Genomic DNA, 25,473 nt, shown 5'->3' on the forward strand with positions numbered 1-25,473 from the left:
CGAGAGCAGAGCTCAGCCGAGCGGCAGCCGCGGGAACCGGCGCGCCTTCTCCGCGCCCGCCGCGGCCTGCTCGGCCTTGACGACGGCCGCGTACTGGTCGACGTACTCCTGCTCGGAGAGCGTGAGGATCGCGTACATGATCTCGTCGGTGACGGCGCGCAGGATCGCCTTCTCGTTCTCCATGCCGGCGTAGCGGGAGAAGTCGAGGGGCTTGCCGAAGCGGATGGCGACGGGGTGGATCTTCGGGATCTTCCGGCCCGGCGGCTGCGCCTCGAAGGTGCCGATCATCGCGCAGGGAATGACCGGTGCCCGGGCCTTCAGTGCCATCACCGCGACACCGACCTTGCCCTTGTAGAGGCGGCCGTCGTGCGAGCGGGTGCCCTCGGGGTAGATGCCGAGCAGTTCGTCCTTGCGCAGCACGCCGAGGCCCTCGCGGATCGCGGCCTGGCCCGCGTCCTTGCCGGAGCGGTCGACCGGGATCTGCCCCGCACTGCGGAAGAAGGTCGCGATCAGCCGGCCCTTGAGGCCGGGGCCGGTGAAGTACTCGGCCTTCGCGAGGAAGGTGATGCGCCGCTTGATGATCGCGGGCATCAGGAAGTGGTCCGAGAACGAGAGGTGGTTGCCTGCGACGATGGCGGGTCCGGTCGCGGGAATGTGCTCGAGTCCCTCGATGCGCGGCCGGAAGACCAGTCTCAGCAGGGGGCCCAGCAGCACGTATTTCAGCAGGTAGTAGAACAAGGGGGTGCTCCTCGCTCCCGGCGGGTCGGCTCGACGTCCGTGTTCCAGCAGGTCAACCGGCATGTGGTGGGGGTGTCAGTGTAGGCGCAGCCGGGGGCGGCAGGAACAGGGCCGGTTCGCCGCGATTCGGGGTCTGTGGCGCGTTTCTGATGGTTGGTCAGGGCGTACGGCGGGGTCACAGCCGTACGGCGATCAGCGCGGTGTCGTCGGTGGCGCCTCCCGGTGGCAGCAGTTCCAGGAGGACGGCGTCGGCGAGGGTCTCGGGATCCGCGCCCAGATGACGTCTGAGTGATTCGGCGAGGCGGGCCAGGCCGGTGGTGATGTCCTCGCGTCGGCGTTCGACCAGGCCGTCGGTGTAGAGCACGAGAGTCGCGCCCGAGGTGAACGTCGCTCGGGCCTGTGGTCTCGGGACCGGCTGCGGACGGGCGTCCAGCGGGGGATCGGTGGCCCGGTCGAGGAACTCCACCCGGCCGTCGGGGTGGAGCAGTGCGGGCGGTGGATGCCCGGCGCTGCTGTAGGTGATGGTGTGGGCGTCGAAGTCGATGAACGTCGTGACCGCGGTGGCCGATTCGGCGCCGTCGACCACATGGGCGTACCGGCCGAGGACGTCCAGGGCCTGAGCGGGCCCTTCGGCGACGCGCGAGGTGGCGGTGAGGGCGCTGCGCAGCTGGCCCATGACACCGGCGGCCGCCAGTCCGTGGCCGACGACGTCGCCCACGGACACGCCGATGCGGTTACCGCCCACCAGGTCGACCAGGTCGTACCAGTCCCCGCACACGTTCAGTGCGCCGACCGCCGGCCGGTAGCGCACCGCGGCCCGGTGGTCGCCCACCTGCCGGCGGGCCGGGAGCATCGCCTCCTGGAGGGCGAGGGCGACCTCGCGTTCACGGGCGTGGGCCCGGCGCAGCCGGTCGTTGAGCTCCTGGAGTTCGCGGGCGCGGGTGTACAGGTCGGCCTCCAGCACCCGGGCCCGGCTGCCGTCGGGGCCGCCGCGGGCCCGCATGAGCTCGGTGACGTCCTCGACCCGGTGCACCAGCAGCACCACCTTGCCGTTCGGGCCGAACACCGGCGCGTTCACCGGGCTCCAGTAGCGCTCCTCCCACTGCCCGGGGCGCCCGGGCGATTCGACGTCGTACCGCTGGAGGGCCATGGCATCGCGCTCGCCGGTCGCCAGGACCCGGTGCAGTGAGGCCGCCAGATTGCGCATGCCGGTCGCGGCGGGGTCGTTCGGGTTGTCGGGGAAGACGTCGAACAGGTAGCGGCCGATCAGCTGCTGCCGGGTACGCCCGGACGTCCGCTCGAACTCCTCGTTGACGTCCGCGTACACCAGCTCGGGAGTGAGCAGCGCGACCATCCCGGGCAGGCCCTTGAACACCGCCGCGTAGTCGATCGCCGCATCGTTCATGGCTGCCGCCTCACCCAGGTTCACCCCAGTTTCCCACGTTATGCACCCGGGGTTCCCGGCTCAGCGCGGATCCGTCAGCGACTGCTCGGCCCAGATGATCTTCCCCTCGGGCACGAACCGGGTGCCCCACCGCTGGGTGAACTGGGAGACCAGCAGCAGCCCGCGCCCGCCCTCGTCCGTGGTGCGGGGATGGCGCAGATGGGGCGCGGTGGCGCCACCGTCGAGGACCTCGCAGACCAGGGCACGTTCCCTGATCAGCCGGAGCCGCACGGGGCCGGAGGAGTGCCGTATGGCGTTGGTGACCAGCTCGCTGACGACCAGCTCCGTGGTGAAGGCCAGCTCCTCCAGGCCCCATTCCGTCAGTTGCCGGGCGGCGGCCTTGCGGGCGTCGGCGACCACCGCCGGGTCCATGGGCAGGTCCCAGTCCGCGACCTGATCGGAGCCCAGCAGCTTGGTACGGGCCATCAGCAGGGCCACGTCGTCGTGCGGGCGTTCCGGGGACAGCGCGTCCACCACGCTCCGGCAGCGCAGGTCGAGCGAGGCCGCGCGCTCTTCCAGCGCCCGGCGCAGCCGGTCCCGGTCCACGTCGAGAGCCCAGTCGTCCCCGTGGGCCAGCAGCCCGTCGGTGTGCAGCGCGAGCGTGCTGCCCGCCGCCAGCGCCAGCTCGACCGCCTCGAAGGGCGGGCCGCCCGCACCGAGCGGCGGCCCCAGCGGAAGGTCGACGAACGTGACGTGGCCGTCGGGCATGATCACGGCGGGCGCGGGATGCCCGGCCGCGGCCATGGCGCACTGTCCGTCCACGGGGTCGTACACGACGTACACGCACCCGGAGCCCACGGTGTCCGACCCCGCGGCGTCCGGCTCGACGCCCTCCTCGCGCGCCGAGAGTGCGACCAGGTCGTCGAGGTGGGCCAGCACCTCGTCGGGCGGCAGATCCAGGGCGGCGAGGGTCCGTACGGCGGTCCGCAGCCGCCCCATGGCCGCGGCGGCGTCGATGCCGTGACCGGGCACCTCGCCCACGACGAGGGCGACGCGGGCACCGGAGAGCGGGACGACGTCGTACCAGTCGCCGCCGAGGCCGGTCAGCTCGTCGGCCGGACGGTAGCAGGCGGCCACCTCCACCGCGTCCTGCTCGGGCAGCCGGTGCGGGAGCAGACTGCGCTGGAGCACCAGCGCCGCGTCGCGCTCGCGCGTGTAGCGCCGGGCGTTGTCCACACAGACGGCCGCCCGCGAGACGAGATCCTCGGCCAGAGCGAGGTCGTCCTCGTCGAAGGGCTCCTGGCGATGGCGCCGGAAGAACGTGGTGACGCCCAGGGTGGTGCCCCGCGCACGGATCGGCACGATCACGACGCTGTGCAGCCCCAGCTCCAGGAAGGTCGCCTCCCGGCCGCCCGGGATGTCCGTGGCCCACTCCTTGGCGAGCGGGTCGAGCCGCTCCTCGCGCCAGGACCTGCCGCTGGTGAGCGAGCGGATCGGGGGCGAGCCGGCGACGTAGGCGGCCGCGGAACCGACCGCGACGACGGCCTCGGGGACGTTCTCGTACACCGACTGCTGCCCGGCCCGGCGCAGCGGCACATGGTCCGGGTCGCCGATCGGCCCCGGCGTGACCTCCGCGCCCCGCAGCACCGGTTCCAGCAGGTCGACGGTGACGAAGTCCGCGAAGGCCGGCACGGCCACGTCGGCCAGCTCCTGCGCGGTGCGCATGATGTCCAGGCTGCGGCCGATGTGCTCGCCGGCCCGGTCCAGCAGGGCGAGCCGCTGCCGGGCGCGATGACGCTCGGTGATGTCGACGACGGTGTAGTACACGCCCATCGGACGGCCCCGGTCGTCGTGCAGCCGGGTGAACGACATGACGTGCGCCGTCTCGCGGTGCGGCGCGGACTGCACCTGCCCCACGTGCTCGTATCCGACCACGGTCTCACCGGTCTCGAGCACGTGCCGCATCTGCGCCTCTATGCCGTCGGCGTCCAGGCCCGGCTGGATGTCCGCGAGGCGCAGGCCCAGCCGGTGTACGGGCGGTCCGCCGCCGTACTGTTCCAGGGCCGCGTTGGACCACACGAAGCGCAGGTCCGTGTCCACGATCGCTATGCCGACCGGCGACCTGTCGACCATCTGCTCCAGCACCGCGCGGCTCATGTCCCAGCCGGTGGCACCGGTCAGCTCGGAAAGCAGGACCAGCCACCGTGCGCGGGCCCCGGGCTCCTCCGCGGAGGTGACCCGCACCATGAGCCTGACCTGCTGCCCGTCGCTGCGCCGGACCGTCAGCAGCCCGGCCCAGCCGCCGTCCCTGCGGCACCGCTCGATCAGGTCCGGCATCCGCTCCGCGTCCTCGGGGGACAGCAGGTCGGCCATCCTGGTCCCGACCACATCGGAGGCTTCGTGGCCCAGCAGCCGCCTGGCCTCGTCGGTCCAGCCGGTCACCACACCCTGTGCGTCGAGCAGCAGAGGCGCGGCATCGGCCACGTCGAACCGGTGCCGGGCAAGGTCACGCTCCTCAAATGTGCCCACGGCCGACCTCTCTGTCGCTGAGAGTGGTCTACCACCTCTCGTCTCAATCTTCACCCTTCGGGACAGAGCGGGGCGCGGTACCCGGGCCGTCCGTGACCGGGTACCGCGCCCTGCCGCCCCTCGTTCAGGCGACCAGTGCCTTCTCCAGTGCCCCGAGGGCCGCCGTGAGTTCCTCGCCGGTGATGGTGAGCGGCGGGGCGAGGCGGATCGTCGAGCCATGGGTGTCCTTGACCAGGACCCCCTCCCGCACGAGGCGTTCACTGACCTCGCGCCCGCTGCCGAGGGCCGGATCGATGTCGACGCCCGCCCACAGCCCGCGCGAACGGAAGCCCACGACACCCTTTCCGACCAGCGCGGAGAGTCCGTCTCGCAGCACGGTGCCCAACTCGGCCGCCCGGCGCTGGAACTCGCCCGTCTCCAGCAGCTCCACGACCGCCGTGCCCACCGCCGCCGCCAGCGGATTGCCGCCGAACGTCGACCCGTGCTCGCCCGGCCGCAGCACCCCCAGGACGTCCCGGCGCGCCACCACCGCCGACACCGGCACGATGCCGCCGCCCAGCGCCTTGCCGAGCAGCAGTACGTCGGGGACGACCGCCTCGTGCTCCACGGCGAGCGTACGACCGGTACGGCCGAGGCCCGACTGGATCTCGTCCGCGATGAACAGGCAGCCCTTGCGCCGGGTCAGTTCGCGCACACCGGCCAGATAGCCGTCGTCCGGGATGACGACCCCCGCCTCGCCCTGGATCGGTTCGATCAGCACGGCCGCCGTCGTCTCGTCGACCGCCGCCTCCAGCGCGGCCAGGTCGTTGTACGGCACGATCCGGAAGCCCGGCGTGAACGGGCCGAAGCCGGTGCGGGCGGTCTCGTCGGTGGAGAAGCTCACGATGGTCGTCGTACGGCCGTGGAAGTTCTCCGCCGCGACCACGATCGTCGCCCGGTCGGCGGGAACGCCCTTCACGTCGTACGCCCATTTGCGGGCCACCTTGATGCCGCTCTCCACGGCCTCGGCGCCCGTGTTCATCGGCAGCACCATGTCCAGGCCCGTCAACGCGGCCAGCCGCTCGGCGAACTCCGCGAGCCTGTCGTTGTGGAAGGCGCGCGAGGTCAGCGTCAGCCGGTCGAGCTGGGCGTGGGCGGCGTCGATCAGCGCGGGGTGGCGGTGGCCGAAGTTGAGCGCCGAGTAGCCGGCCAGCATGTCGAGATAACGGCGGCCCTCCACGTCCTGGACCCAGGTGCCCTCGGCGCGGGCGACGACCACGGGCAGCGGGTGGTAGTTGTGCGCGAGGACCGGCTCCTCGGCGCGGATCATGTCGGCGGACGAGCGCGTACGGACGGGTACTTCGGTGGACGCTGTCATGAGCGGATCTCCTGAGTGCAGCACTTGATGCCGCCGCCGGCCTTCTGGAACTCGGACAGGTCGACGGGGACGGGGGCATAGCCGTGGTCGTCGAGCCGGGCGGCGAGGGCCTCGGCCTGCGGTGCGATGAAGACATGGCGTCCGTCGGACACGGAGTTCAGCCCGAACGCCATCGCGTCGTCGCGGGTCGCGAGCACCGCGTCCGGGTACAGCCGCGCGAGCACCTCGCGGCTGCCCGGCGAGAAGGCCTCCGGGTAGTACACGAGGTTGGCGTCGTCGAGGACGAACAGCGCCGTGTCCAGGTGGTAGAAGTACGGGTCCACCAGCGTCAGGCTGATCACCGGGTGCCCGAAGAACTCCTGCACCTCGCGGTGCGCCTCCCGGGTCGTCCGGAATCCGGTGCCGGCCAGGACGTACCGGCCCGTCCAGACCAGGTCGCCCTCGCCCTCGCAGACCGAGTAGGGGCGGTGGACGTCGTAGCCCGCCGTCTTGAACCACATGTCGTAGTGCGTGGACTCGGCGCGTCGCTCGGGCGCGTGGAAGAGCGAGCCGAAGACGCGGCCGTCGACGACGACCGCCGAGTTCGCGGCGAACACCATGTCCGGGAGGCCGGGGACCGGCTCCACGGTGTCCACGGTGTGGCCGTGGGAACGGTAGGTGCTGATCAGGGACTGCCACTGCTCCTGGGCCAGATCGACGTCGACACGGACGTCGGGATGCATCCAGGGATTGATCGCGTACTGCACGGCGAAATGTCTGGGTTCACAGACGAGAAAGCGCCGCCGGCGCGGCACACGGCTGTCGGACACAGAGGGGTTCCTCCGCTTCCTGGAGTGTCGACTGGGGTTGACACCACGGTAGGAAGTGACCGATGCGCTCGACAAGAAACAAGGCTTGCGTGTCCGCGCAGGAATGCTGCGTCTTTACGATTGTCAGCGCACGTCTGATGCGTCCTCGGGCGCGGGCTGGCTGGCACCCGCCTCCGGACTCTCCGGGATCAGATGGGACAGCACCATCACACTGATCGTCTTCCGGATGAACGGTTCCGAGCGGATCCGCTCCAGCACCTCCTCGAAGTGCTCGACATCCCGCGCCCGCACATGCAGCAACGCGTCCGCACCGCCGGTCACCGTCATCGCCGCCGTGATCTCCGGATGGTTGCGCACCACCTCCGCCAGCCGCCTGGGCGGCGCGGCCCCCTCGCAGTACACCTCCACATACGCCTCCGTGCGCCAGCCCAGCGCCGACGGCTGCACCGTCGCCGTGAACCCGGTGATCACATCCGTCTCGCGCAACCGGTCCACCCGCCGCTTGACCGCCGTCGCCGACAGGCCCACGGCCGCCCCGATCTCGGCGAAACTGGTCCTTGCGTTGGCCATCAGCGCGGTGATGATCTTCCGGTCGAGGTCGTCGAACTGCGTGGGCCTGCTGCTCATGGCCGCACTGTATCCAGCGGGAACGTCCACACCGGCACATGTGCAGGCGTACGAATTGCTCCTAGACTCCGGGTTCATGCTGCGCGCCCTCGCCGTCGACGACGAACGCCCCTCGCTGGAGGAGCTGCTCTACCTCCTGCACGCGGATCCCCGGATCGGCAGTGCGGAGGGTGCGAGCGACGCGACCGAGGCGCTGCGCCGCATCAACCGGGCGCTGGAGTCGGGCCCGCACGGTCCGGAGGCCATCGACGTCGTCTTCCTCGACATCAACATGCCCGGCCTCGACGGACTCGACCTGGCCCGGCTGCTCACCGGCTTCGCCCGGCCGCCGCTCGTCGTGTTCGTCACCGCCCACGAGGACTTCGCCGTGCAGGCCTTCGACCTCAAGGCCGTCGACTACGTACTCAAACCCGTCCGCAAGGAGCGCCTTGCCGAAGCCGTCCGCCGGGCCGCCGAACTCCGCGACAGCGCGCCCCGCATACCCGTGAGCGAGCCCGACCCCGACCACATACCCGTCGAGCTCGGCGGCGTGACCCGTTTCGTCGCCGTCGAGGACATCACCCACGTCGAGGCCCAGGGCGACTACGCCAGGCTGCACACCGACAAGGGCAGCCACCTCGTCCGCATCCCGCTGTCCACCCTGGAGGAGCGCTGGCGCTCCCGCGGCTTCGTCCGCATCCACCGCCGCCATCTCGTCGCCCTGCGCCACATCGGCGAGCTCCGCCTGGACGCGGGCACCGTGAGCGTCATGGTCGGCTCCGAGGAACTCCAGGTCAGCCGACGCCACACCCGCGAACTGCGGGACCTGCTGATGAGGAGGCCGTGACGGTGCCCCAGAACCCCGCCGAACGCCGCGTCGTCGTCACCGGCCCGCCCCGCCGCGCTCGCCGCGTCTCGGGCTACTACCGCCCCCGCACCGAGATCGACGAGCAGACCACCCTCGGCCACACCTACGTCCGCTCCCTGATGCGCACCCAACTCCGCGCCGCCCTCGCCGTGTTCGCGGTCCTCGGCCTGCTCGTCGGCCCGCTGCCCCTGCTGTTCGCCGCCATGCCGGACGCCCGCGGCCTGGAGTGGGCGGTCCTCGGCTTCGGCCTCTACGCCCCCCTCGTCCTGCTCGCCCGCTGGTACGTGCGGCGTGCCGAGCGCAACGAGCGGGACTTCGTGCGCCTCGTCGAAGACCGCTGAGGCCGCAGATCCATGAACTACAGCTACGCCGTACCCGCCGTCGCCCTGGTCGTCATGGCGACGGTCCTCGTCGGCGCGTTCGGCCTGCGCATCTCCCGCACCACCTCCGACTTCTACGTCGCCTCCCGCACCGTCGGCCCACGCCTCAACGCGGCCGCCATCAGTGGCGAGTACCTCTCCGCCGCCTCCTTCCTGGGCATCGCGGGCCTGGTCCTGGTCCAGGGCCCCGACATGCTCTGGTATCCCGTCGGCTACACGGCGGGCTATCTGGTGCTGCTGATCTTCGTCGCCGCCCCGCTGCGCCGCTCCGGCGCGTACACGCTGCCCGACTTCGCCGAGGCCCGCCTCGCCTCCCAGGCGGTACGGCGGCTCGCCGGGGCCTTCGTCGTGGGCGTCGGCTGGCTCTACCTGCTGCCGCAACTCCAGGGCGCCGGGCTGACGTTGACCGTTCTGACCGGGGCGCCCGACTCGCTCGGCGGACTGATCGTCGCGGTCGTCGTGGTGGCGATCGTCGCCGCCGGCGGCATGCGCAGCATCACCTTCGTGCAGGCCTTCCAGTACTGGCTCAAGCTCACCGCCCTGCTCGTCCCCGCCCTCTTCCTGGTCCTCGCCTGGCAGGGTGACGGAGCACCGACCCGTGCCTTCGAGGAACCGGCCACCTTCCGCGAGCAGCGAGTCGTCCGCGTCGACGACAGCCTCGACCTCGAACTCGACCGGCCGCTGACCGTGACGGTGAGCGGCACCGTCGACGGCCGCGCACACGAGGACACCGAACTGCGGCTCCCCGCAGGCACCCACCACATCGACGCCGGCACCCGGCTGACCTTCGCCAAGGGCGCCCCCGTCCCCGAGGCCGACCGCGCCCGCGACGGCAGCCTGTCACCCTCGCAGGCCGAGAGCCGCGGCGAACGCCCGCTGTACGCGACGTACGGCCTGATCCTCGCCACCTTCCTGGGCACCATGGGCCTGCCGCACGTCGTCGTGCGCTTCTACACCAGCCCGCACGGAGTCGCCGCCCGCCGCACCACCGTCGCCGTCCTGGGCCTGATCGGCGCGTTCTACCTGCTGCCCCCGGTCTACGGCGCCCTGGGCCGCCTGTACGCCCCCGAACTCACCCTCACCGGCGACGCGGACGCCGCCGTGCTCCTTCTGCCCGACCGCGTGATCGGCGGCCTCGGCGGCGACCTGCTCGGCGCGCTGGTCGCCGGGGGAGCCTTCGCCGCGTTCCTGTCGACGGCCTCGGGACTGACCATGGCCGTGGCCGGCGTGCTCACCCAGGACGTCCTCCCGTCCCGCGGCGTACGGCACTTCAGGCTCGGCACGGTCCTCGCGATGGCCGTACCCCTGGCCGCCAGCGTCCTCGTGGGCGGGCTGCCGGTCGCCGACGCCGTCGGGCTGGCCTTCGCCGTGTCCGCGTCGTCGTTCTGCCCGCTGCTCGTCCTCGGTATCTGGTGGCGGCGGCTGACCCCACCCGGCGCCGCCGCCGGAATGCTGGTGGGCGGCGGCTCCGCGCTGGTCGCCGTCGCCGCGACCATGGCGGGCTTCCCGGGCAGCGGAGCATTCCACGCCCTGCTCGCCTGGCCCGCCCTCTGGTCGGTGCCGCTGGGCTTCCTCACCATGGTGCTGGTGTCCCTGGCCACGCCGAGTCGGGTACCGGCCGGGACGGCGGCGATCCTGGCCCGGTTCCATCTGCCGGAGGAGCTGCGCACGGAGGTGAAGGCATGAGCGGTTCGGCAGCGCCCCGAAGGGGCGCGGGGAACTGCGCGACCAGCCACGACGATGCCGCGGCCGGCCGACGGCGTATGACGGCCCTTCCAGCGGAGCTGAGCGCATGAGCGGATTCATCGCCGGCCTGTGCGTGGCGATCCTCCCGCTGCTGGCCGCCGGATTCTGGCTCGGCCGCCGCACCGCACGCCCCGAGAGCCTCGGCGGCCTCGGCACCCCCGTCGAGCACGCCACCTTCCAGACCCTGCACACCGCATCCCTCGCCGCGCCCCCGCTGCGCGCCGGCCTGACCGAGGAGACCGCCCGCAGGTCCGCCCGCCGGCTGCGCTCACTGCTCGGCACGGACGCGCTGTGCCTGACGGACCAGAAGGAGGTGCTGGCCTGGGACGGGGTGGGCAGCCACCACCGTACGGAGATCATGGACCGCCTCGCCGGACCACTGGTGTCCGGCCGGGGCGAGGCCTTTCCGCTGGCCTGCGACGCGCCCGACTGCCCGGTCCGCTGGGCCGTCGTCGCCCCGCTCACCGTCGACGACCGGGTACACGGAGCGCTCGTCGCCTGCGCACCCCGCGAATCGGCGGTGCTCGTGCGGGCCGCGGGCGAGGTCGCCCGCTGGGTCTCCGTCCAACTGGAGCTGGCCGATCTGGACCAGTCCCGAACCCGCCTGATCGAGGCCGAGATCAAGGCGTTGCGCGCCCAGATATCCCCGCACTTCATCTTCAACTCGCTCGCGGTGATCGCCTCGTTCGTCCGCACCGACCCCGAGCGCGCCCGCGAACTGCTCCTGGAGTTCGCCGACTTCACCCGCTACTCGTTCCGCAGGCACGGCGACTTCACCACCCTCGCCGACGAACTGCACGCCATCGACCACTACTTGGCGCTCGTCCGGGCACGCTTCGGCGACCGCCTCTCCGTCACACTCCAGATCGCCCCCGAGGTGCTGCCGGTCGCCCTGCCCTTCCTCTGCCTCCAGCCGCTCGTCGAGAACGCCGTCAAGCACGGTCTCGAAGGGAAGGCGGACAAGTGCCACATCAGCATCACCGCACAGGACGCCGGAGCCGAGGCGCTGGTCGTCATCGAGGACGACGGCGCCGGCATGGACCCCGTCGCCCTGCGCCGCATCCTCGCCGGCGAGGTCAGCCCGTCAGGCGGCATCGGGCTGTCCAACGTCGACGACCGGCTGCGCCAGGTGTACGGCGACGACTACGGCCTGGTCATCGAGACCGCCGCAGGAGCTGGCATGAAGGTCACCGCCCGGCTGCCGAAGTACCAGCCGGGCGTGCACTCGGCGAGCCGGCTGACCGGCGGGTGACACTCAGGTGGGCTTGGTGACGATCATCCCCAGGGTGATCAAGCCCAGCACGACCCAGCCGAACCACAGCCAGCCACTGCTGCCGAGCGCCACCGTATAGGCGGTCACCACGACCAGTCCGCCGACCGTGAGCACCCCCATCGCCTTGGTCGATCCGTCCGAAGAACCGGGCATCGCAACACCCTCCTCATGGTCCGTCCCCCTCCATGGTGCCCCCGTTCTGCCTCCGCACGGTGCACACGACGAAATGTGTGCCCGACTTCCAGGGCCCCGCGCTCGTCCAGGAGCCCGCCAGATACACCGAAGGATCGAAGCCGTAGTCGCGTGGCGGCACGTCCCGCGCGCACGCCGCGTCCGACTCGGTGCGCGCCTCGGTCAGCGTGACGTCGGCGCCCAGCCGGGTGAATCCGAGCACCATCTCGTCGTGCGGGCCGCCGCAGGAGACCAGCCGGGCGGCCCGGTTCGACGGTACGTCCAGACAGTCCCGCTTCTGCATCGTCGCCGTGTCCGCGAACGCCGTCCCGACCTTGCGGTGCTCGCCGAGCGGCCCGTACACCGGCCCCTGCGCGCCCAGCACCAGACAGGCGGTCCGTCGCCCGGCGGCCTCGAAACCCGCCTCGGTCGGCACGACGGCGAGACTGCGGACGTCCGCGAGCGTCCCGCGGATCTCCTGCGTCCGCTCCTCGCAGCGGACCGCCCCCTCGGCGGCCGCCTCGTCCGCGGACGCGGTCCCGACGAACGCCATCACCTGCCCGTCCGGCGCCTTGTCACGGCAGGTGGCGTCCAGGTTCAGCCGCGGCGTGCCCTGGAACGGGGCCGCCCCCGGCCATGCGGCGACCACACAGTCACCGTCCCGGAGCGGCTCGGCGAGCCCGACGGCCTCTCCGTACGGCTGCTCGGCCCCGTCGTCGCTGCTCGTCTGCTGGGCCATGGCGTACCAGACGCCGCCTCCCGCGAGTGCCAGCCCGAGCAGACAGGCGACGGCGGCCCGGAGGGCGTTGGGGCGGGTACGCCGACGCCTGCCGGGCCCGACGACCACGGGCCCGAACCCCTGTGGTGGTGGAGGAGGTTCTGTCATGGCGGCCCAGGGCGGCTGCGAGCCGATATCGGTCTGCGTCCGCGCATACGGCTCCGCCGGTGGCGTGACGATCCGTGACAGCGCCGCTTCCGCCTCGGCCGCGGAGATCCGCTGCCCCGGATCCTTGACGAGCATCGCCTCGATCACCGGCCCCAGCGCACCTGCGCGCACCAGGGGACGCGGCTCCTCGGTGACCACCGCGGTGATCTGCGCGAGATGCGACTCCCGCTCGAAGGGCCCCAGGCCCTCCACCGCCTGATAGAGCGTGCAGCCCAGCGAGAACAGGTCGGCGGCCGCCGTGGGCGGCCCGCCCGTGGCCCGCTCCGGCGCCAGATAGCCCGCCGTACCGACCAGCACGGACGTCAGCGTGTACCGCGTCTCGCCCGCGTCCGGCTGCACGGAGATGCCGTAGTCGGTGAGCAGGATCCGGCCGTACGGCGACCCGGTGCGGTCCGGCGCCAGCAGGATGTTCGCCGGTTTCACGTCCCGGTGCATGACGCCCCGCTCGTGTCCGGCGGTCAGCGCGTCCAGCACCCCGAGCCCGATCCGGGCGCACTCCGCGGGCCCCAGCGGGCCGCGCTGGGTGACCAGGTCGCGCAGGTCCACCGCGCCGGGCACGTACTCCATCACGATCCACGGCAGCCCGTCGTGCTCCAGCACATCGTGCACGGTCACCACATGGGGATGGCCGCGCAGTCCGGCCGCGTGCCGTGCCTCCGCGCGGGCGCGTGCCACCCGGGCCTCCCGCTCGTGCCCCGCCTCGGCCTCGTCGCGGAACACGATCTCCTTGAGCGCGACCTCACAGGCGAGTCTCTGGTCGTGGGCGAGCCACACATGGCCCATACCGCCGCTGCCGAGCTGATTCAGCAGCAGATAGCGGCCGGCGACGACCCGGCCCACTCCCGACGTCGGTGATCCTGAAGGCATCCGCTGACTCCCGGGTTCTGCGGGGGTGCTACGTGGTGACGCTGGAGACGGGCGCGGCGGTCACCGGGGCGCTGCCTGCCGCGGTGCTGGTCGTGGCGGTGCTGGTGACCGGGGGGCTGCTCGTGGGTTCGCTCGTCGCCGGTTCGCTGGTGGCGGGCGCGCTGCTGGTGGCCGGGGTGCTGGGCGGGGGCGCGCTGGACGTCACCGGGGGAGGTGCGCTGCTGGTCTCCGGGGGAGGCGCGCTGGTCGTCACAGGGGGCGAACTCGTCACGGGCGGCGGCGGGGTGCTCGGTGGATCGGCGGGCGGTGGTGTGCTCGTGACCGGCGGCTTGGAACTGGGCGGCGGGCTCGACGGAGGCGCCGGAGAGCCGGGCGTCGTACTGGATGGGGGCGGTGACGACGAGGGCGGCTTACTGCCAGGTCCGTCGGTCGGCCGGGAGGACCCAGGGTCCGGGGGAGTGGTCGAACCTCCGGACCCACCTGATCCGCCGGAACCTCCCGAATCACCCCCGGCCACGCTCAGCATCACGTACTCCCCGAACCTGAGCTCCGTCCCCGCGGGCGGATCCGACGCCGTGACCCGCGCACCGTCCGGCGGCAGCCCTTTCCCGTCGAAGGCGACCGCCAGCCCCTTGTCGGCCAGCCGCCGGCTCGCGTCGCCGAACGTCGTCCCGGCGACGTTCGGTACCGCCCGCCGCTCCCGGGTGTCGAAGGCCCGGTCCTGCCCACCCGTCGTGCCGACCGGCCGGTTGATGCCCCGGTCGGCATTCTCGACGTCGACGAGGGCGATCCGATCCAGGGCGCGCGGTGCCGGCCGTACGGCCACGACGGAGCCACGGTCGAATCCGGCCCACTCCTTGTTGCCGTCCTCGAACTCGACGGAAATCCGGCCGGTGTCACCTTCGAACGGACGTAGCGGATTTCCGCAACTGCACTTCACGGTGGGCTGTCCCTGCCGGTCGACGAGAACCGCGATGCCGGCCTGGAGCAGTGAGTCGAAGGGGACGGCATTCCCCTTCTTGTAATCGTGGTTCTTCACGAGAGTGTCGTGACGTAACAGAACAGGTGTGAGCCGGTCCAGATAGGCCGGAATCCCGTCCGTGGTGATGTCCAGAACACGCGCCCACGCCTGAGCCTTCCGCTCGTTCGCGGGATCGGTGAGGAAGCGCTCAAGCTTCTCGACATCACAGATCGTCGGCTGTTTGGATCCCCCGTACAGGCCGGGTGTGTCCCCCTGCTGGAGACTGCCACGGGCGGACTGCGAGCGGATCCGGGCGTCTTGTCCCAGCCCGCCGTTCTCGTCGAAGAAGGGGGCGAGGGACGGAACTCCCGCGGCCACCGCCTTCACCACGAACAATTGTGCGTCTCTGTCGCACGCACTCAACGCCAGAACGAAAACCAGCAGGACGGCGATCCTCCGGACCACCGATTTCCCCACCCTTTGCATCAACGCGCGAAATGTCATCACCGCTCCCCCCGGCGGTTCCCCCAACGCGTTTCATGCTACTGAATGGAAAAGCCGTTCAGTGTCCTCGTGCGTTCAGTGAGGCCAAATAGGCGTTGTACGCCTCGAGTTCCTTGTCGCCGTCCCGGTCGGCCGCCCGGTCCGTGCGCCGCGCCTGCCGCTGCTCGCTCGCATGCCACTGGAACAACAAGGCGAGCAGCACCAGCACCGACGGGATCTCGCTGAACGCCCAGGCGATCCCGCCGGCCGCGTTCTGGTCGGCGAGCGCGTCGATACCGAGCGAGGCGGGCGGGTTCTTGAACGTCTCGACCATCGGCTCGGACGCCATCATCAACGCGATACCGAAGAACGCGTGGAACGGCATGCCCGCGAACAGCTCCAGCATCCGCATCAGATAGCCGGGCCGATGCGGTCCCGGGTCGATGCCGATGATCGGCCAGAAGAAGACGACACCCACGGCGAGGAAGTGCACCATCATCGCGATGTGCCCCGTCTTGGACCCCATCAGGAAATCGAAGAGCGGCGTGAAGTACAGCGCGTACAGGCTCGCGATGAACAGCGGGATGGTGAAGGCCGGGTGCGTGATGATCCGCATGTACCTGCTGTGCAGCACCGCCAGCAGCAGCTCGCGCGGCCCCCTGCGCCCCTTGCCGGCAACGGGCAGCACCCGCAACGCCAACGTGATCGGCGCGCCGAGCAGAATGAGAATCGGCGACAACATGCTGATCACCATGTGCTGCACCATGTGCACGCTGAACATCACCATGCCGTAGTCGTTCAGCTTGGTGCACATCACGAGCGCGATGGTCAGCACACCGACGACATAGGCGACGGTCCGCCCCACCGGCCAGGCATCCCCACGCCGCCGCAGCCGCACGACGCCGTACGCGTACAGCGCGAGCCCCACCAGACAGGCGACAAGGAAGAACGGGTCGGCCGACCACTGAAGACCCCGCCCCAGCGTGAACGGCGGCAGATCCATGGTCATGCCGTGCCCGCTGTGATCCATTCCGGCGGCTCCTGATTCGTGGGGGTTGTGCGTGTCTGTCCGCACACAGACTAGAACCGCCCCCGGCCGCAGCTGCGGCCGGGGGCAGACTCTTCAGTTCCGCACGACTCGATCTAGAGCACGCATTCGGCTTCTTCGTAGCGCTCCGCGGGAACCGTCTTCAGCGTCTCCACGGCCTTCGCCAACGACACCATCACAATGTCGGTCCCCCGAAGTGCCGTCATCTTCCCGAACTCCCCACGGTGCACAGCCTCCACCGCATGCCACCCGAACCGAGTGGCGAGAACCCGGTCGTACGCGGTCGGCGTCCCCCCACGCTGCACATGCCCGAGGATCACCGGCCGCGCCTCCTTGCCCAGCCGCTCCTCCAGCTCGATCGACAGCTGACGGGCGATCCCGGCGAAGCGCTCATGGCCGTAGATGTCCTTGCCGCCCTCGTCGAAGGCCATGGAGCCCGGCATCGGCTTGGCCCCCTCCGCCGCCACGACGATCGCGAACCGCTTCCCGGCCTCGAACCGCTCCCCGACGACCTTGGCCAACTCCTCGATGTCGAAGGGCCGTTCCGGTACGACGATGGCGTGTGCGCCGGCCGCCATGCCGGAGTGGAGCGCGATCCAGCCGGTGTGACGGCCCATGACCTCGACCACCAGCACCCGCTGGTGGGACTCGGCGGTCGTCTTGAGGCGGTCCAGCGCTTCGGTCGCCACGCCCACGGCCGTGTCGAAGCCGAAGGTGACGTCCGTGACCGCGATGTCGTTGTCGATGGTCTTCGGCACGCCCACCACGGGCAGGCCACTGTCCGACATGAGCCGGGCCGCCTTGAGCGTGCCCTCGCCGCCGATCGGGATGATGGCGTCGAGGCCGAGCTCCGCGAGATGGCCCTTCGCCCGCTCCACACCGTCCCGCAGATGGGACGGCTGGACACGGGAGGAACCGAGGATCGTGCCGCCGCGAGCCAGGATGCCGCTGACCGCGTCGAGGTCGAGCTTGAGGTAGTCGCACTCCAGGAGGCCCTTCCAGCCGTCCCGGAAACCGATGACCTCGTCGCCGTGGTCGACGACGGCGCGGTGCACGACGGACCGGATGACGGCGTTCAGGCCGGGGCAGTCGCCGCCGGACGTGAGGACACCAATGCGCATAGCCCGAAATACCTTCTCAACGTGGGCCGGGGACCGGACCACGTTGTCCGGCTCGATCCCCGCCACCCTAGCGGCAGGAAGGGGCGGGGCCGAACCGTGCGTCCGCCTGCTGGACGACCCCGCTCACCTGTGCGGACACATCGTCAGACGGGCTGGTAAAGCCTGGCTGGAGAGCAGGTGTACACCGAGGTCAGGCGGGCTGCTGCGCGGCCGAGATGCGCTCGGTGCGCAGCGACTCGTACCACCGGTCGTCGGTCGGCGGCAGCGCGTTCACATCGAGCGCCAGCTTCAGCAGCAGGTCGGCGATCTGCGGGTTCCGGGCCAGCACCGGGCCGTGCATGTACGTACCGAACACCGTGTCGTTGTACGCGCCCTCCGTGCCGTCGCCGGTGCCGTTGCCCTTGCCGAGGTGCACCTGGGCGAGAGGGCGGGCGGTGGGGCCGAGGTGGGTGACGCCCTGGTGGTTCTCGAAGCCGGTCAGCTGCGGCAGACCCAGGCGCGGGTCGATGTCGGCGAGTACGTCGCCGACGCACCGCTCGCCCTCACCGCGCACGGACACCACATCCAGCAGCCCGAGGCCGGGCTCGCGCTGGCCGAGGTCGTTGATGAACTCATGGCCGAGGATCTGGTAGCCCGCGCACACCGAGAACAGGATCGCGCCGTTGCCGGCGGCGCGGTGCAGCCCGCCGTCCCGGCGCAGGCGTTCGGCCGCGAGCCGCTGCGGCCGGTCCTCGCCGCCGCCGATCAGATAGATGTCGCCGGACGTCGGGATCGGCTGGTCGCTGCGGACGTCCAGACGGGCCACGTCGAGGCCGCGCTGCCGGGCCCGGCGCTCCACGACGAGGACGTTGCCCTGGTCGCCGTACGTGCTGAGCAGGTCGGGATAGACCCAGACGACCCGCAGGCTGTTGTCGCTCACAAAAGTCCCCTGTGTGTCAGTTGCCGACGCGGCGGCGCAGATCCTGGAAGGCGGTGTAGTTCGCGATGACCTCGATGCGGCCCGGCGGGCTCATCTGCACGGCCTGGTCGAGGTTCTCGCAGACCTGGAAGTGCTGGTCGGCGACCTCGAGACGCACCGCGAGGTCCAGCTTGCGGTCGCCGATGACGCAGATCGGGTGGCCGGTCAGCCGCGTGTAGTCGACGTCCCACAGCCAGGAGGTGTCGGTGCCGTCGGCGCCGCGCGCGTTCACGGAGAGGATCACCGGAGTCGGCGGCGGATCGATCAGGCTGAACGTCTCGAGCCAGCCGGCCGGGTTCTTCGCGAGCAGCAGCCGCAGATCACGCTGCTGGAACTGCACGATGTCATAGCGTCCGGCCACGGCCTGCACCTGGTACATACGCTCCAGCGCGACCTGCGGCGGCACCCCGAACACGGCGGCGACGGCGGCCGAGGAGGCGGCGTTGGCCTTGTTGGCACGGCCCGGCAGCTGGAGGTGGATCGGCCAGGCGGAGCCGTGCGGGTCGAGCACATGGTCGCCCGACAGCGCCCAGGTGGGCGTGGGCCGCCGGAAACCGCACTCGCCGCAGAACCAGTCGTCACCCGGCCGCTGCATCACACCACCGCAGGACGGGCAGGACCAGGCGTCGTCCTTCCACATCTGCCCGGCGGCGACCCAGATCACGTTGGGCGAGGAGGACGCGGCCCACACCACGAGCGGGTCGTCGGCGTTGGCGACGATCACGGCCTTCGAGCCGGCGAGTCCCTCCCGCCAGTTCTCGGCGAGCATCCGGGTCTCGGCGGCGCGGTCGAGCTGGTCGCGGGAGAGGTTGAGCAGGGCGATGCACTTCGGGTCGGTGTCCCGGGCCACCCCGGCGAGGTACTTCTCGTCGACCTCGATCACGCCGTACCGCGCGTCGGAGCCACCGGCCAGCGCGGAGGTGATGCCGGCGGGCATGTTGGCACCGAGCGCGTTCGAGACGACCGGACCCGCGGCGCGCAGGGCCTCGGCGATCAGCCGGGTCGTCGTGGTCTTGCCGTTGGTCGCCGACACCAGGATCACGTCCAGGTGCTGGGCGAGCCGCGCGAGGAGGTCGGGGTCGAGTTTGAGGGCCACCCGGCCGCCGATGACCGAACCGCTGCCGCGCCCGGCGGCGCGCGACGCCGCCGCGACCGCCTTGCCCGCGGTCACGGCGAGCTTGGCCCGCGGCGTGAGCGGGTCCGAGTTGCCTGACATCAGTTCCCGATCCTCCTTGCGTACGCGCCGCGCCTCTGCCTGACGGCAACGTGGTGATGGCCAGCCTATCGAGATCCATTCGCACTCCCGAATCGCCGTACCCTTGCGGCCATGCGTAACGGCTCCATTCCGGGCGCGCGCGGGCGCGTCCGGCCCCTCAATCTGCTCGGCGAAGCGGTCCTGCACGGCCCCTGCCGGGAGGTCACCGACTTCGGCCCCGAACTGGCCGCACTCGTCGACGACTTGTTCGCGACGATGTACGCGGCACAGGGGGTGGGGCTGGCCGCGAACCAGGTGGGGGAGTCCCTGCGGGTGTTCGTCTACGACTGCCCCGACGACGAGGAGATTCGGCATCTGGGACACATCGTGAACCCGCGGCTGGTGGAGGCGGACGGGGTGGTGATCCGCGGCCCGGAGGGCTGCCTGTCCCTGCCGGGTCTGGAGGCGGGGACGGAACGCTACGACCACGCGGTGGTCGAGGGCTTCACGGTGACGGGCGAGCCGGTGACCGTGCATGGCACGGGTTTCTTCGCACGGTGCCTACAGCATGAGTGCGACCACTTGGAGGGCAAGGTGTACTCGGACCACCTGAGAGGTTGGCGCCACCGCCGACTCATGAGGCAAGTGGCCCGAGCCTCTTGGCGCAGGCCCCGGGCACGTACCTAGGGGCGCGGGGAACTGCGCGACAAGCCACGACGTACCCGCAGACGGCAAACAACCGTCAGAACCCCGGCCCCCCCACCTTGTCCCCGGCGGCAGCCAGTCGTCCCCACAACAGATCAGCCAAACTCCGCACCAACTCGGCCCGAGTACACGGCCGTTCCCCCAGCCACCAATCCCCGGCCGCGTGCATCATCCCGACGATCCCATGCCCCCACACCCGAGCCAGCTGCTGACTCCCCGGCCCGAGATCCAACCGATCCTCGATGACCTGGGCCAACTCCTCGCCCATCCGCCGAAGCAGCGGCCCCGACTGAACGCCGACATTGAACCCGTGGTCGCTCGACGACCCCTCGGACGGATGCATCAGGAACCGGTACACCTGGGGACGTGCCTCGATCGCCGCCAGATACGTGTCGAGCGTGTTCTCGACCCGCTCCCGTCGGTCCGCCGGGGCATCCAACGCGGCCCGCAGGGAATTCAGCAGCGCATCGGTATGCCGTTTGGCAAGGGCGGCGTAAAGCCCGCCCTTGTCGCCGAAGTGCCGGTAGAGGATCGGCTTGGTGATGCCCGCCTCCGCGGCGATCGCGTTCATCGAGGCCTGCGGGCCGTCGCGGAGCACCACTCTGTCCGCGGCTTCGAGCAGCTCGCGCCGGCGCCGGTCGGCCGACCGCTGTTGTTCGGTCCGCTGCGTGGTGTCCATGTGGTATCCCCCTGCTGAATCGGTGACGCCTGCGCAAAATAACACTTCAGTTGCTCCTGACATCGAACTGGCTGCCGAGCAGTCATCAGGAGTTGACTTTTCCTACCCGTCGGTAACAGACTGCGGTTACCGCAAGTAACAGGATAGTGCGTCGCCGCTGGAGGGGACATGGCCGAGTTCACCATGGAGCTCAACGACGAACAGAAGGAGGTCCGGGACTGGCTGCACGGCTTCGCCGCCGACGTCATCCGTCCCGCGGCCGCCGAATGGGACGAGCGTGAGGAAACTCCCTGGCCGGTCATCCAGGAGGCCGCCAAGCTCGGCATCTACTCCCTGGACTTCTACGCCCAGCAGTACTTCGACCCCACCGGCCTCGGCATACCCATGGCCATGGAGGAGCTGTTCTGGGGCGACGCGGGCATCGGGCTCTCCATCGTCGGCACGGGCCTCGCCGCCGTCGGCGTCCTCGCCAACGGAACCGAGGAGCAGATCGGCACCTGGATCCCCCAGATGTACGGCGACGCCAACGATGTCAAGGTCGCCGCGTTCTGCTCCTCCGAGCCGGACGCCGGCTCCGACGTGGCCTCCATGCGTACGCGCGCCGTGTACGACGAGGCCAAGGACGAGTGGGTGATCAACGGCACGAAGACCTGGGCGACCAACGGCGGCATCGCCAACGTCCACGTCGTCGTCGCGGTCGTCGACCCCGACCTCGGCTCCAAGGGCCACGCCTCCTTCATCGTCCCGCCGAACACGCCCGGCCTGTCCCAGGGCCAGAAGTTCAAGAAGCACGGCATCCGCGCCTCGCACACCGCCGAGGTCGTCCTGGAGGACGTGCGGGTCCCCGGCTCCTGCCTCCTCGGCGGCAAGGAGAAGCTGGACCAGCGACTGGCACGGACCCGCGAGCGGGCGAAGGCCTCCGGCGGTGAGCGGGTGAAGAACGCGGCGATGGCGACGTTCGAGGCTTCGCGTCCGGCGGTGGGTGCGATGGCCGTAGGTACGGCACGTGCCGCGTACGAGGTGGCCCTCGACTACGCCATGGCGCGTGAGCAGTTCGGGCGCCCGATCATCGACAACCAGGGTGTGGCTTTCGAGCTCGCGGACATGCGGACGTCGATCGACGCGGCGCGTCTGCTCGTCTGGCGGGCTTCCTGGATGGCGGTCAACGGGAAGCCTTTCACCGCTGCCGAGGGGTCGATGTCGAAGCTGTTCGCGAGCGAGACGGCGAAGAGCGTTACCGCCCAGGCGATCCAGATTCTGGGCGGTAACGGGTACACGCGGGAGTATCCGGTGGAGCGGATGCACCGGGATGCGGCGATCTACACGATCTTTGAGGGGACCAGTGAGATTCAGCGGCTGGTGATTGCCCGGACGCTCTCGGGGATGTCCATTCGGTAGTTGCGCGGCTGCGGGTCGTGGGGGCTGATCGCGCAGTTCCCCGCGCCCCTTCGGGGCGCTACCGGTGCCGGAGTGGTGTTAGTTGCTGGATGTCGTACCTGGCCCGTAGCTCCTCGATGGCCACGTGATCCGGGGGGCCACCGTTCCCCAGGATCTCCAGCAGCTCCTCGAAGTACCGCTCGTGATCTGGTGGCGGGGACGCCTGGAAGAACATCTTCGCCTGGGTGTCCGTCGGGTTGGCGAAGGCGTGGGGGCAGCCGGGCGGTACGACGATGACCGTGCCCGGCGTCGCACGCACCACCCTGGTGCCCGAACTCGACTCCCACTTCTGCCAGTTGTCGGGGGTCCGGATGCGCGGCTCGAAGGCGAGCACGTCCAGCTCGCCTTCGAGGACGTAGAACAACTCCTCGCTGCGGGTGTGCACATGGGCGCCGACGTCGAAGCCCGGGGGGACCAGCACCTCGAAGGTGGATGCCATCCGCGAGTGCGTGCCGGTCACCTTGAAGGTCACGTGCTGGGCCGGCGTCTGGACGACCCGGCCGTGGCCCGGTGGCACGAGCAGGCCCTCCGCCGCCGTCATCGGCACCTCACCACGTCACGGGCAGTGCCTCGGGCCCGCGGATCAACGCGCCCTTCTTGAAGGGCACTTCCCGGGGCGGCACGGCGAGCTTCAGGCCCGGCAGGCGGTCGAGGAGTGCGTCGACCAGGAGCTGGGACTCCAGCCGGGCCAGCATGCCGCCGGGGCAGTAGTGCGGGCCGAAGCCGAAGGACACATGGGGGTTGGGGTTGCGGGCGAAGTCGATCATTTCCGGCTGTGGGAAGACGTCCGGGTCGCGGTTCGCGGAGAGGTACGACACGTAGATCGCGTCGCCCGCCCGGATCCGTACGCCCTTGATGCCGACGTCCTCCATGGCGATCCGGGACAGCCCGACCGCGTTGCGGTGCGGGATGTAGCGCAGCAGCTCGTCGATGGCCTGGGGGCGGATCTCCGGCTCGGCGCGCAGCCGTGCGGCGAGGTCGGGGCGGGTCAGCAGGATGTAGAACATCTGCCCGCTGTTGTTGGTGACCGCCTCGCCGCCGATCTGGAGGAGGACCGCGAGTCCGACGGCTTCCTCCAGCGTCACCTCGCCGTTGCCGACGGCCGCGCCGAGCAGCGAGGTGACGTCCTCGCCGGTGCTGCCCTCGCGCATGCCGATGAGGTCGGCGAAGTACGCGCCCATCTCGTTCTTGGCCTTCTCGCTGACGTCGGCGCCGTGCGAGGAGGACAGGATGAGCTGCGTCCAGGTGTGCATGCCGTGCCGGTCGGCGGCCGGGACGCCCATCAGCTCGCAGATCACCGCGATGGGGAAGGGACTGAGCACCGTCGCGGTGAGGTCGGCGGGCGGACCGTCCTGGACGAGTTCGTCGATCAGCTCGTCCAGCAGACGACGCGACTTCTCGCGCACCCGCTCCACGCCCTTCGCCGTGAACGCGGCGGCCACCGAGCGACGCAGCCGGGTGTGGTCCGGCGGGTCCAGGAAGCCGACGGCGCCACGGGCCGGGATGAAGTGCGGGGCGAGCCGGGTGACCTGCCGGTCCATGACGGCCTCGCGGCTGAACCGGGGGTCGTTGGTCACCATGCGTACGTCGTCGTAGCGGGTGACCAGCCAGGCCCAGCCCTCGCCGTTGGGCAGCTGGATCCGGGTGACCGGGCCCTCGTCCATCAGCTGGCCGAGGACCGGGTCGAAGTCCGCGCCCGACAGGTCGAGCGCCGGCCAGTGCCGGACGGGGGGAAGGGTCTCGGTGATCGTCTCTTCGGTCATCTCACGTCGTCTCGTCAGTTGCGGTGCCAGCGGCCCAGGGCCATCTCGGCGGTGATGCCGGGTCCGAACCCGGCGAGAAGCCCGCGCGCCTTGTGCTCGGCGCCGCCCTCCTCGAACAGCCGGCGCAGCGCGTCCAGGACGACGGCGCTGGCGATGTTGCCGTACTCGGTGAGCGTCGACCGGCTGAACCGGAAGGCGTGCGGGTCGACCTGGAGGAACTTGCTGAGGTCGTCGAGTATTCGGGGCCCGCCCGCATGGACTATGTAGAAGTCCAGGTCAGCGGCGTCCCAGCCGTGCATACTCGCGAGGTCCTGGAGCGCCGGGGCGAGCGGCTCCATGGTGGCCGGCACCCGCTTGTCCAGCAGGAAGTGGAATCCGGTGGCCCGGACGTCGTACATGATCCACTCTTCGGTCTTGGGGATCAGGTACGAGCCGTTGCGCTCCAGCGTGATGCCCTCGCCGCCGCGGCCGCGGACCGCCGCGGCGGCGATGCCGTCGCCGAAGAGGCCGTTCGACAGCAGGGAGCCGATGTTGAGGTCGGTGGGCTGGTAGCACAGCGAGCAGAACTCGCAGGCCACGATGAGCGCGTTGGCCTCGGGGTAGGCCGTGCAGAAGTCGTGCGCCCGGTTGATCGCCGCCCCGCCGGCCGCACAGCCCAGCTGGGCGATGGGTATCTGGCGGGTGGTGCTGTCGAAGTCCATCTCGTTGATCAGCCAGGCCGTGAGCGAGGGCATCATGAAGCCCGTGCACGACACGTAGATGATCACGTCGATGTCGGCGGTGAGCAGCTCCGCGTCGTCGAGCGCCCGCTGTATGACGGCCGGGACCCGGGACTTCGCCTCGGCCACGTAGATCTTGTTGCGCTCCTCGAAGCCGGGGTGCTTCAGGGTCTCCTCGATCGGCTGCACGATGTGCCGGGTGCGTACGCCGGTGTTCTCGATCAGCCGGAGGGCCAGCGGCAGTTGGGGGTGGTCGGAGTGGCGGGAGCGTGCCAGCTCCAGCGTCTCCTCCATCGTGATCACGTGCTCTGGAACGGACACCGAGGGTCTGCACAAAGTCGCCATGAACCGTGCCTGCTTTCGCCTTCCGGAAGGCCTGCGCCCCCCGGTCAGAAGGTTGTGCATTCACGATCGCCCGAAGGCGCTACGACTTCGCGCCGGACTACTCCAAATTGGGGATCACTGGACTTGCCTAACGCCTACGGCGCGCCCCCACTGCTGTGAGCAATGCACGCGACGTCAATACGATCGGCCAGCTTCGCCAGCTCGATCGTCAGCGCGGCCACCGTGTCCTCGTCCAGCTCCTGCTGCCCGGCCTCGACAAGATGCAGCCATCGCGCACCCACCGTCCGCAACAACTTGCTGACATCGGCCGCAGCCACCTGCAAGGTACCGCGGTCGTCGACGATCAGGGGCAGAGTCACTTCGCGGTTCACAAAGGGGATCGTAG

At 70.5% G+C, this 25,473-nt stretch carries 24 protein-coding genes; 6 read left to right on the forward strand and 18 right to left on the reverse strand.

Translation table 11 applies throughout. The features are described 5' to 3' along the window. Positions 1-12: 12 nt before the first annotated feature. The 6 genes from KCH87_RS12440 to KCH87_RS12465 form a co-directional block, all read right to left on the reverse strand. The gene (locus KCH87_RS12440; protein ID WP_210586070.1) at positions 13-738 is read right to left on the reverse strand and encodes a 1-acyl-sn-glycerol-3-phosphate acyltransferase; all 726 of its coding nucleotides are present in this window, start codon (positions 736-738) and stop codon (positions 13-15) included. A gap of 175 nt (positions 739-913) precedes the next feature. Further along, on the reverse strand, positions 914-2,143 hold the full coding sequence (locus KCH87_RS12445; protein ID WP_210586071.1) for a PP2C family protein-serine/threonine phosphatase: 1,230 nt from the start codon (positions 2,141-2,143) through the stop codon (positions 914-916). A gap of 60 nt (positions 2,144-2,203) precedes the next feature. Next, the gene (locus tag KCH87_RS12450; protein WP_210586072.1) at positions 2,204-4,651 is read right to left on the reverse strand and encodes a SpoIIE family protein phosphatase; all 2,448 of its coding nucleotides are present in this window, start codon (positions 4,649-4,651) and stop codon (positions 2,204-2,206) included. Positions 4,652-4,775: 124 nt separating this feature from the next. After that, positions 4,776-6,008, reverse strand: a complete 1,233-nt coding sequence (rocD, locus tag KCH87_RS12455) for an ornithine--oxo-acid transaminase (protein ID WP_282612937.1) — start codon at positions 6,006-6,008, stop codon at positions 4,776-4,778. Then, a complete protein-coding gene (gene ddaH / locus KCH87_RS12460; RefSeq protein WP_210586073.1) occupies positions 6,005-6,817 on the reverse strand; it encodes a dimethylargininase in 813 nt (270 codons plus the stop codon). Before ddaH ends, rocD begins: the two co-directional genes overlap by 4 nt. A 123-nt stretch (positions 6,818-6,940) precedes the next feature. After that, a complete protein-coding gene (locus KCH87_RS12465; protein ID WP_210586074.1) occupies positions 6,941-7,444 on the reverse strand; it encodes an Lrp/AsnC family transcriptional regulator in 504 nt (167 codons plus the stop codon). A 76-nt stretch (positions 7,445-7,520) separates the two neighbouring features. On the opposite strand from KCH87_RS12465, the gene KCH87_RS12470 reads away from it, so the two are divergent. From KCH87_RS12470 to KCH87_RS12485, 4 genes are all read left to right on the forward strand, one after another. Next, positions 7,521-8,270 (forward strand): LytTR family DNA-binding domain-containing protein, encoded by a 750-nt coding sequence (locus KCH87_RS12470; protein ID WP_210586075.1) that lies wholly within the window; start codon positions 7,521-7,523, stop codon positions 8,268-8,270. 2 nt (positions 8,271-8,272) lie between these two features. Further along, positions 8,273-8,632 carry a hypothetical protein gene (locus KCH87_RS12475; RefSeq protein ID WP_210586310.1) on the forward strand — a complete coding sequence of 120 codons (360 nt, stop codon included), beginning with the start codon at positions 8,273-8,275 and terminating at the stop codon, positions 8,630-8,632. Positions 8,633-8,644: 12 nt separating this feature from the next. Next, a complete protein-coding gene (locus KCH87_RS12480) occupies positions 8,645-10,357 on the forward strand; it encodes a cation acetate symporter (RefSeq protein ID WP_210586076.1) in 1,713 nt (570 codons plus the stop codon). 106 nt (positions 10,358-10,463) lie between these two features. After that, on the forward strand, positions 10,464-11,669 hold the full coding sequence (locus KCH87_RS12485; RefSeq protein ID WP_210586077.1) for a sensor histidine kinase: 1,206 nt from the start codon (positions 10,464-10,466) through the stop codon (positions 11,667-11,669). 3 nt (positions 11,670-11,672) lie between these two features. Here KCH87_RS12485 and KCH87_RS12490 read toward each other — a convergent pair whose 3' ends face one another. The 7 genes from KCH87_RS12490 to KCH87_RS12520 all read right to left on the reverse strand — a co-directional run bounded on the left by KCH87_RS12490 (position 11,673) and on the right by KCH87_RS12520 (position 19,461). Beyond that, positions 11,673-11,843, reverse strand: a complete 171-nt coding sequence (locus tag KCH87_RS12490) for a hypothetical protein (protein ID WP_210586078.1) — start codon at positions 11,841-11,843, stop codon at positions 11,673-11,675. Positions 11,844-11,856: 13 nt separating this feature from the next. Then, positions 11,857-13,674 carry a serine/threonine-protein kinase gene (locus tag KCH87_RS12495; protein WP_210586079.1) on the reverse strand — a complete coding sequence of 606 codons (1,818 nt, stop codon included), beginning with the start codon at positions 13,672-13,674 and terminating at the stop codon, positions 11,857-11,859. A gap of 28 nt (positions 13,675-13,702) precedes the next feature. After that, positions 13,703-15,022: a DUF6777 domain-containing protein gene (locus tag KCH87_RS12500; RefSeq protein ID WP_308298818.1), complete on the reverse strand. Its 1,320-nt coding sequence runs from the start codon at positions 15,020-15,022 to the stop codon at positions 13,703-13,705. A 175-nt stretch (positions 15,023-15,197) separates the two neighbouring features. Beyond that, positions 15,198-16,148, reverse strand: coding sequence for a cytochrome c oxidase assembly protein (locus KCH87_RS12505; protein WP_210586081.1), 951 nt, complete (start codon positions 16,146-16,148; stop codon positions 15,198-15,200). 113 nt (positions 16,149-16,261) lie between these two features. After that, positions 16,262-17,287 (reverse strand): 6-phosphofructokinase, encoded by a 1,026-nt coding sequence (locus KCH87_RS12510; RefSeq protein ID WP_210586082.1) that lies wholly within the window; start codon positions 17,285-17,287, stop codon positions 16,262-16,264. 190 nt (positions 17,288-17,477) lie between these two features. After that, positions 17,478-18,206 (reverse strand): type 1 glutamine amidotransferase, encoded by a 729-nt coding sequence (locus tag KCH87_RS12515; protein WP_210586083.1) that lies wholly within the window; start codon positions 18,204-18,206, stop codon positions 17,478-17,480. A 16-nt stretch (positions 18,207-18,222) separates the two neighbouring features. Then, a complete protein-coding gene (locus KCH87_RS12520) occupies positions 18,223-19,461 on the reverse strand; it encodes a MurT ligase domain-containing protein (protein WP_210586084.1) in 1,239 nt (412 codons plus the stop codon). 111 nt (positions 19,462-19,572) lie between these two features. Here KCH87_RS12520 and def point away from each other — a divergent pair, with 111 nt between their 5' ends. Beyond that, complete coding sequence (gene def / locus KCH87_RS12525) at positions 19,573-20,127, forward strand: peptide deformylase (protein ID WP_210586085.1); 555 nt, start codon at positions 19,573-19,575, stop codon at positions 20,125-20,127. Positions 20,128-20,182: 55 nt separating this feature from the next. Here def and KCH87_RS12530 read toward each other — a convergent pair whose 3' ends face one another. Further along, positions 20,183-20,824 (reverse strand): TetR family transcriptional regulator, encoded by a 642-nt coding sequence (locus KCH87_RS12530; RefSeq protein ID WP_210586086.1) that lies wholly within the window; start codon positions 20,822-20,824, stop codon positions 20,183-20,185. A gap of 168 nt (positions 20,825-20,992) precedes the next feature. On the opposite strand from KCH87_RS12530, the gene KCH87_RS12535 reads away from it, so the two are divergent. After that, positions 20,993-22,222: an acyl-CoA dehydrogenase family protein gene (locus tag KCH87_RS12535; protein ID WP_210586087.1), complete on the forward strand. Its 1,230-nt coding sequence runs from the start codon at positions 20,993-20,995 to the stop codon at positions 22,220-22,222. 58 nt (positions 22,223-22,280) lie between these two features. Here the strand turns inward: KCH87_RS12535 and KCH87_RS12540 are convergent, their stop codons facing one another. From KCH87_RS12540 to KCH87_RS12555, 4 genes are all read right to left on the reverse strand, one after another. Further along, positions 22,281-22,802 (reverse strand): cupin domain-containing protein, encoded by a 522-nt coding sequence (locus KCH87_RS12540; RefSeq protein ID WP_210586088.1) that lies wholly within the window; start codon positions 22,800-22,802, stop codon positions 22,281-22,283. Positions 22,803-22,809: 7 nt separating this feature from the next. Then, positions 22,810-24,024 carry a cytochrome P450 gene (locus tag KCH87_RS12545; protein ID WP_210586089.1) on the reverse strand — a complete coding sequence of 405 codons (1,215 nt, stop codon included), beginning with the start codon at positions 24,022-24,024 and terminating at the stop codon, positions 22,810-22,812. 14 nt (positions 24,025-24,038) lie between these two features. Beyond that, positions 24,039-25,148: a type III polyketide synthase gene (locus tag KCH87_RS12550; RefSeq protein WP_210586090.1), complete on the reverse strand. Its 1,110-nt coding sequence runs from the start codon at positions 25,146-25,148 to the stop codon at positions 24,039-24,041. Positions 25,149-25,222: 74 nt separating this feature from the next. After that, positions 25,223-25,459 carry a DUF6213 family protein gene (locus KCH87_RS12555; RefSeq protein ID WP_210586091.1) on the reverse strand — a complete coding sequence of 79 codons (237 nt, stop codon included), beginning with the start codon at positions 25,457-25,459 and terminating at the stop codon, positions 25,223-25,225. Between the last annotated feature and the right edge of the window lie 14 nt (positions 25,460-25,473).

The sequence above is a fragment of the Streptomyces sp. GESEQ-35 genome (genome assembly GCF_017948485.1).
GTDB lineage: Bacteria > Actinomycetota > Actinomycetes > Streptomycetales > Streptomycetaceae > Streptomyces.

What these genes read in the sequence shown, in the direction of transcription:
- KCH87_RS12445 (WP_210586071.1), bottom strand. Translation starts at nt 2,143, where the DNA reads ATGAACGATGCGGCGATCGACTACGCGGCGGTGTTCAAGGGCCTGCCC.
- KCH87_RS12520 (WP_210586084.1), bottom strand. Translation starts at nt 19,461, where the DNA reads ATGTCAGGCAACTCGGACCCGCTCACGCCGCGGGCCAAGCTCGCCGTG.
- KCH87_RS12510 (WP_210586082.1), bottom strand. Translation starts at nt 17,287, where the DNA reads ATGCGCATTGGTGTCCTCACGTCCGGCGGCGACTGCCCCGGCCTGAAC.
- def (WP_210586085.1), top strand. Translation starts at nt 19,573, where the DNA reads ATGCGTAACGGCTCCATTCCGGGCGCGCGCGGGCGCGTCCGGCCCCTC.
- KCH87_RS12550 (WP_210586090.1), bottom strand. Translation starts at nt 25,148, where the DNA reads ATGCACAACCTTCTGACCGGGGGGCGCAGGCCTTCCGGAAGGCGAAAG.
- KCH87_RS12490 (WP_210586078.1), bottom strand. Translation starts at nt 11,843, where the DNA reads ATGCCCGGTTCTTCGGACGGATCGACCAAGGCGATGGGGGTGCTCACG.
- rocD (WP_282612937.1), bottom strand. Translation starts at nt 6,008, where the DNA reads ATGACAGCGTCCACCGAAGTACCCGTCCGTACGCGCTCGTCCGCCGAC.
- KCH87_RS12545 (WP_210586089.1), bottom strand. Translation starts at nt 24,024, where the DNA reads ATGACCGAAGAGACGATCACCGAGACCCTTCCCCCCGTCCGGCACTGG.
- KCH87_RS12540 (WP_210586088.1), bottom strand. Translation starts at nt 22,802, where the DNA reads ATGACGGCGGCGGAGGGCCTGCTCGTGCCACCGGGCCACGGCCGGGTC.
- KCH87_RS12530 (WP_210586086.1), bottom strand. Translation starts at nt 20,824, where the DNA reads ATGGACACCACGCAGCGGACCGAACAACAGCGGTCGGCCGACCGGCGC.
- KCH87_RS12465 (WP_210586074.1), bottom strand. Translation starts at nt 7,444, where the DNA reads ATGAGCAGCAGGCCCACGCAGTTCGACGACCTCGACCGGAAGATCATC.
- KCH87_RS12480 (WP_210586076.1), top strand. Translation starts at nt 8,645, where the DNA reads ATGAACTACAGCTACGCCGTACCCGCCGTCGCCCTGGTCGTCATGGCG.
- KCH87_RS12470 (WP_210586075.1), top strand. Translation starts at nt 7,521, where the DNA reads ATGCTGCGCGCCCTCGCCGTCGACGACGAACGCCCCTCGCTGGAGGAG.
- KCH87_RS12495 (WP_210586079.1), bottom strand. Translation starts at nt 13,674, where the DNA reads ATGCCTTCAGGATCACCGACGTCGGGAGTGGGCCGGGTCGTCGCCGGC.
- KCH87_RS12505 (WP_210586081.1), bottom strand. Translation starts at nt 16,148, where the DNA reads ATGGATCACAGCGGGCACGGCATGACCATGGATCTGCCGCCGTTCACG.
- KCH87_RS12535 (WP_210586087.1), top strand. Translation starts at nt 20,993, where the DNA reads ATGGCCGAGTTCACCATGGAGCTCAACGACGAACAGAAGGAGGTCCGG.
- KCH87_RS12485 (WP_210586077.1), top strand. Translation starts at nt 10,464, where the DNA reads ATGAGCGGATTCATCGCCGGCCTGTGCGTGGCGATCCTCCCGCTGCTG.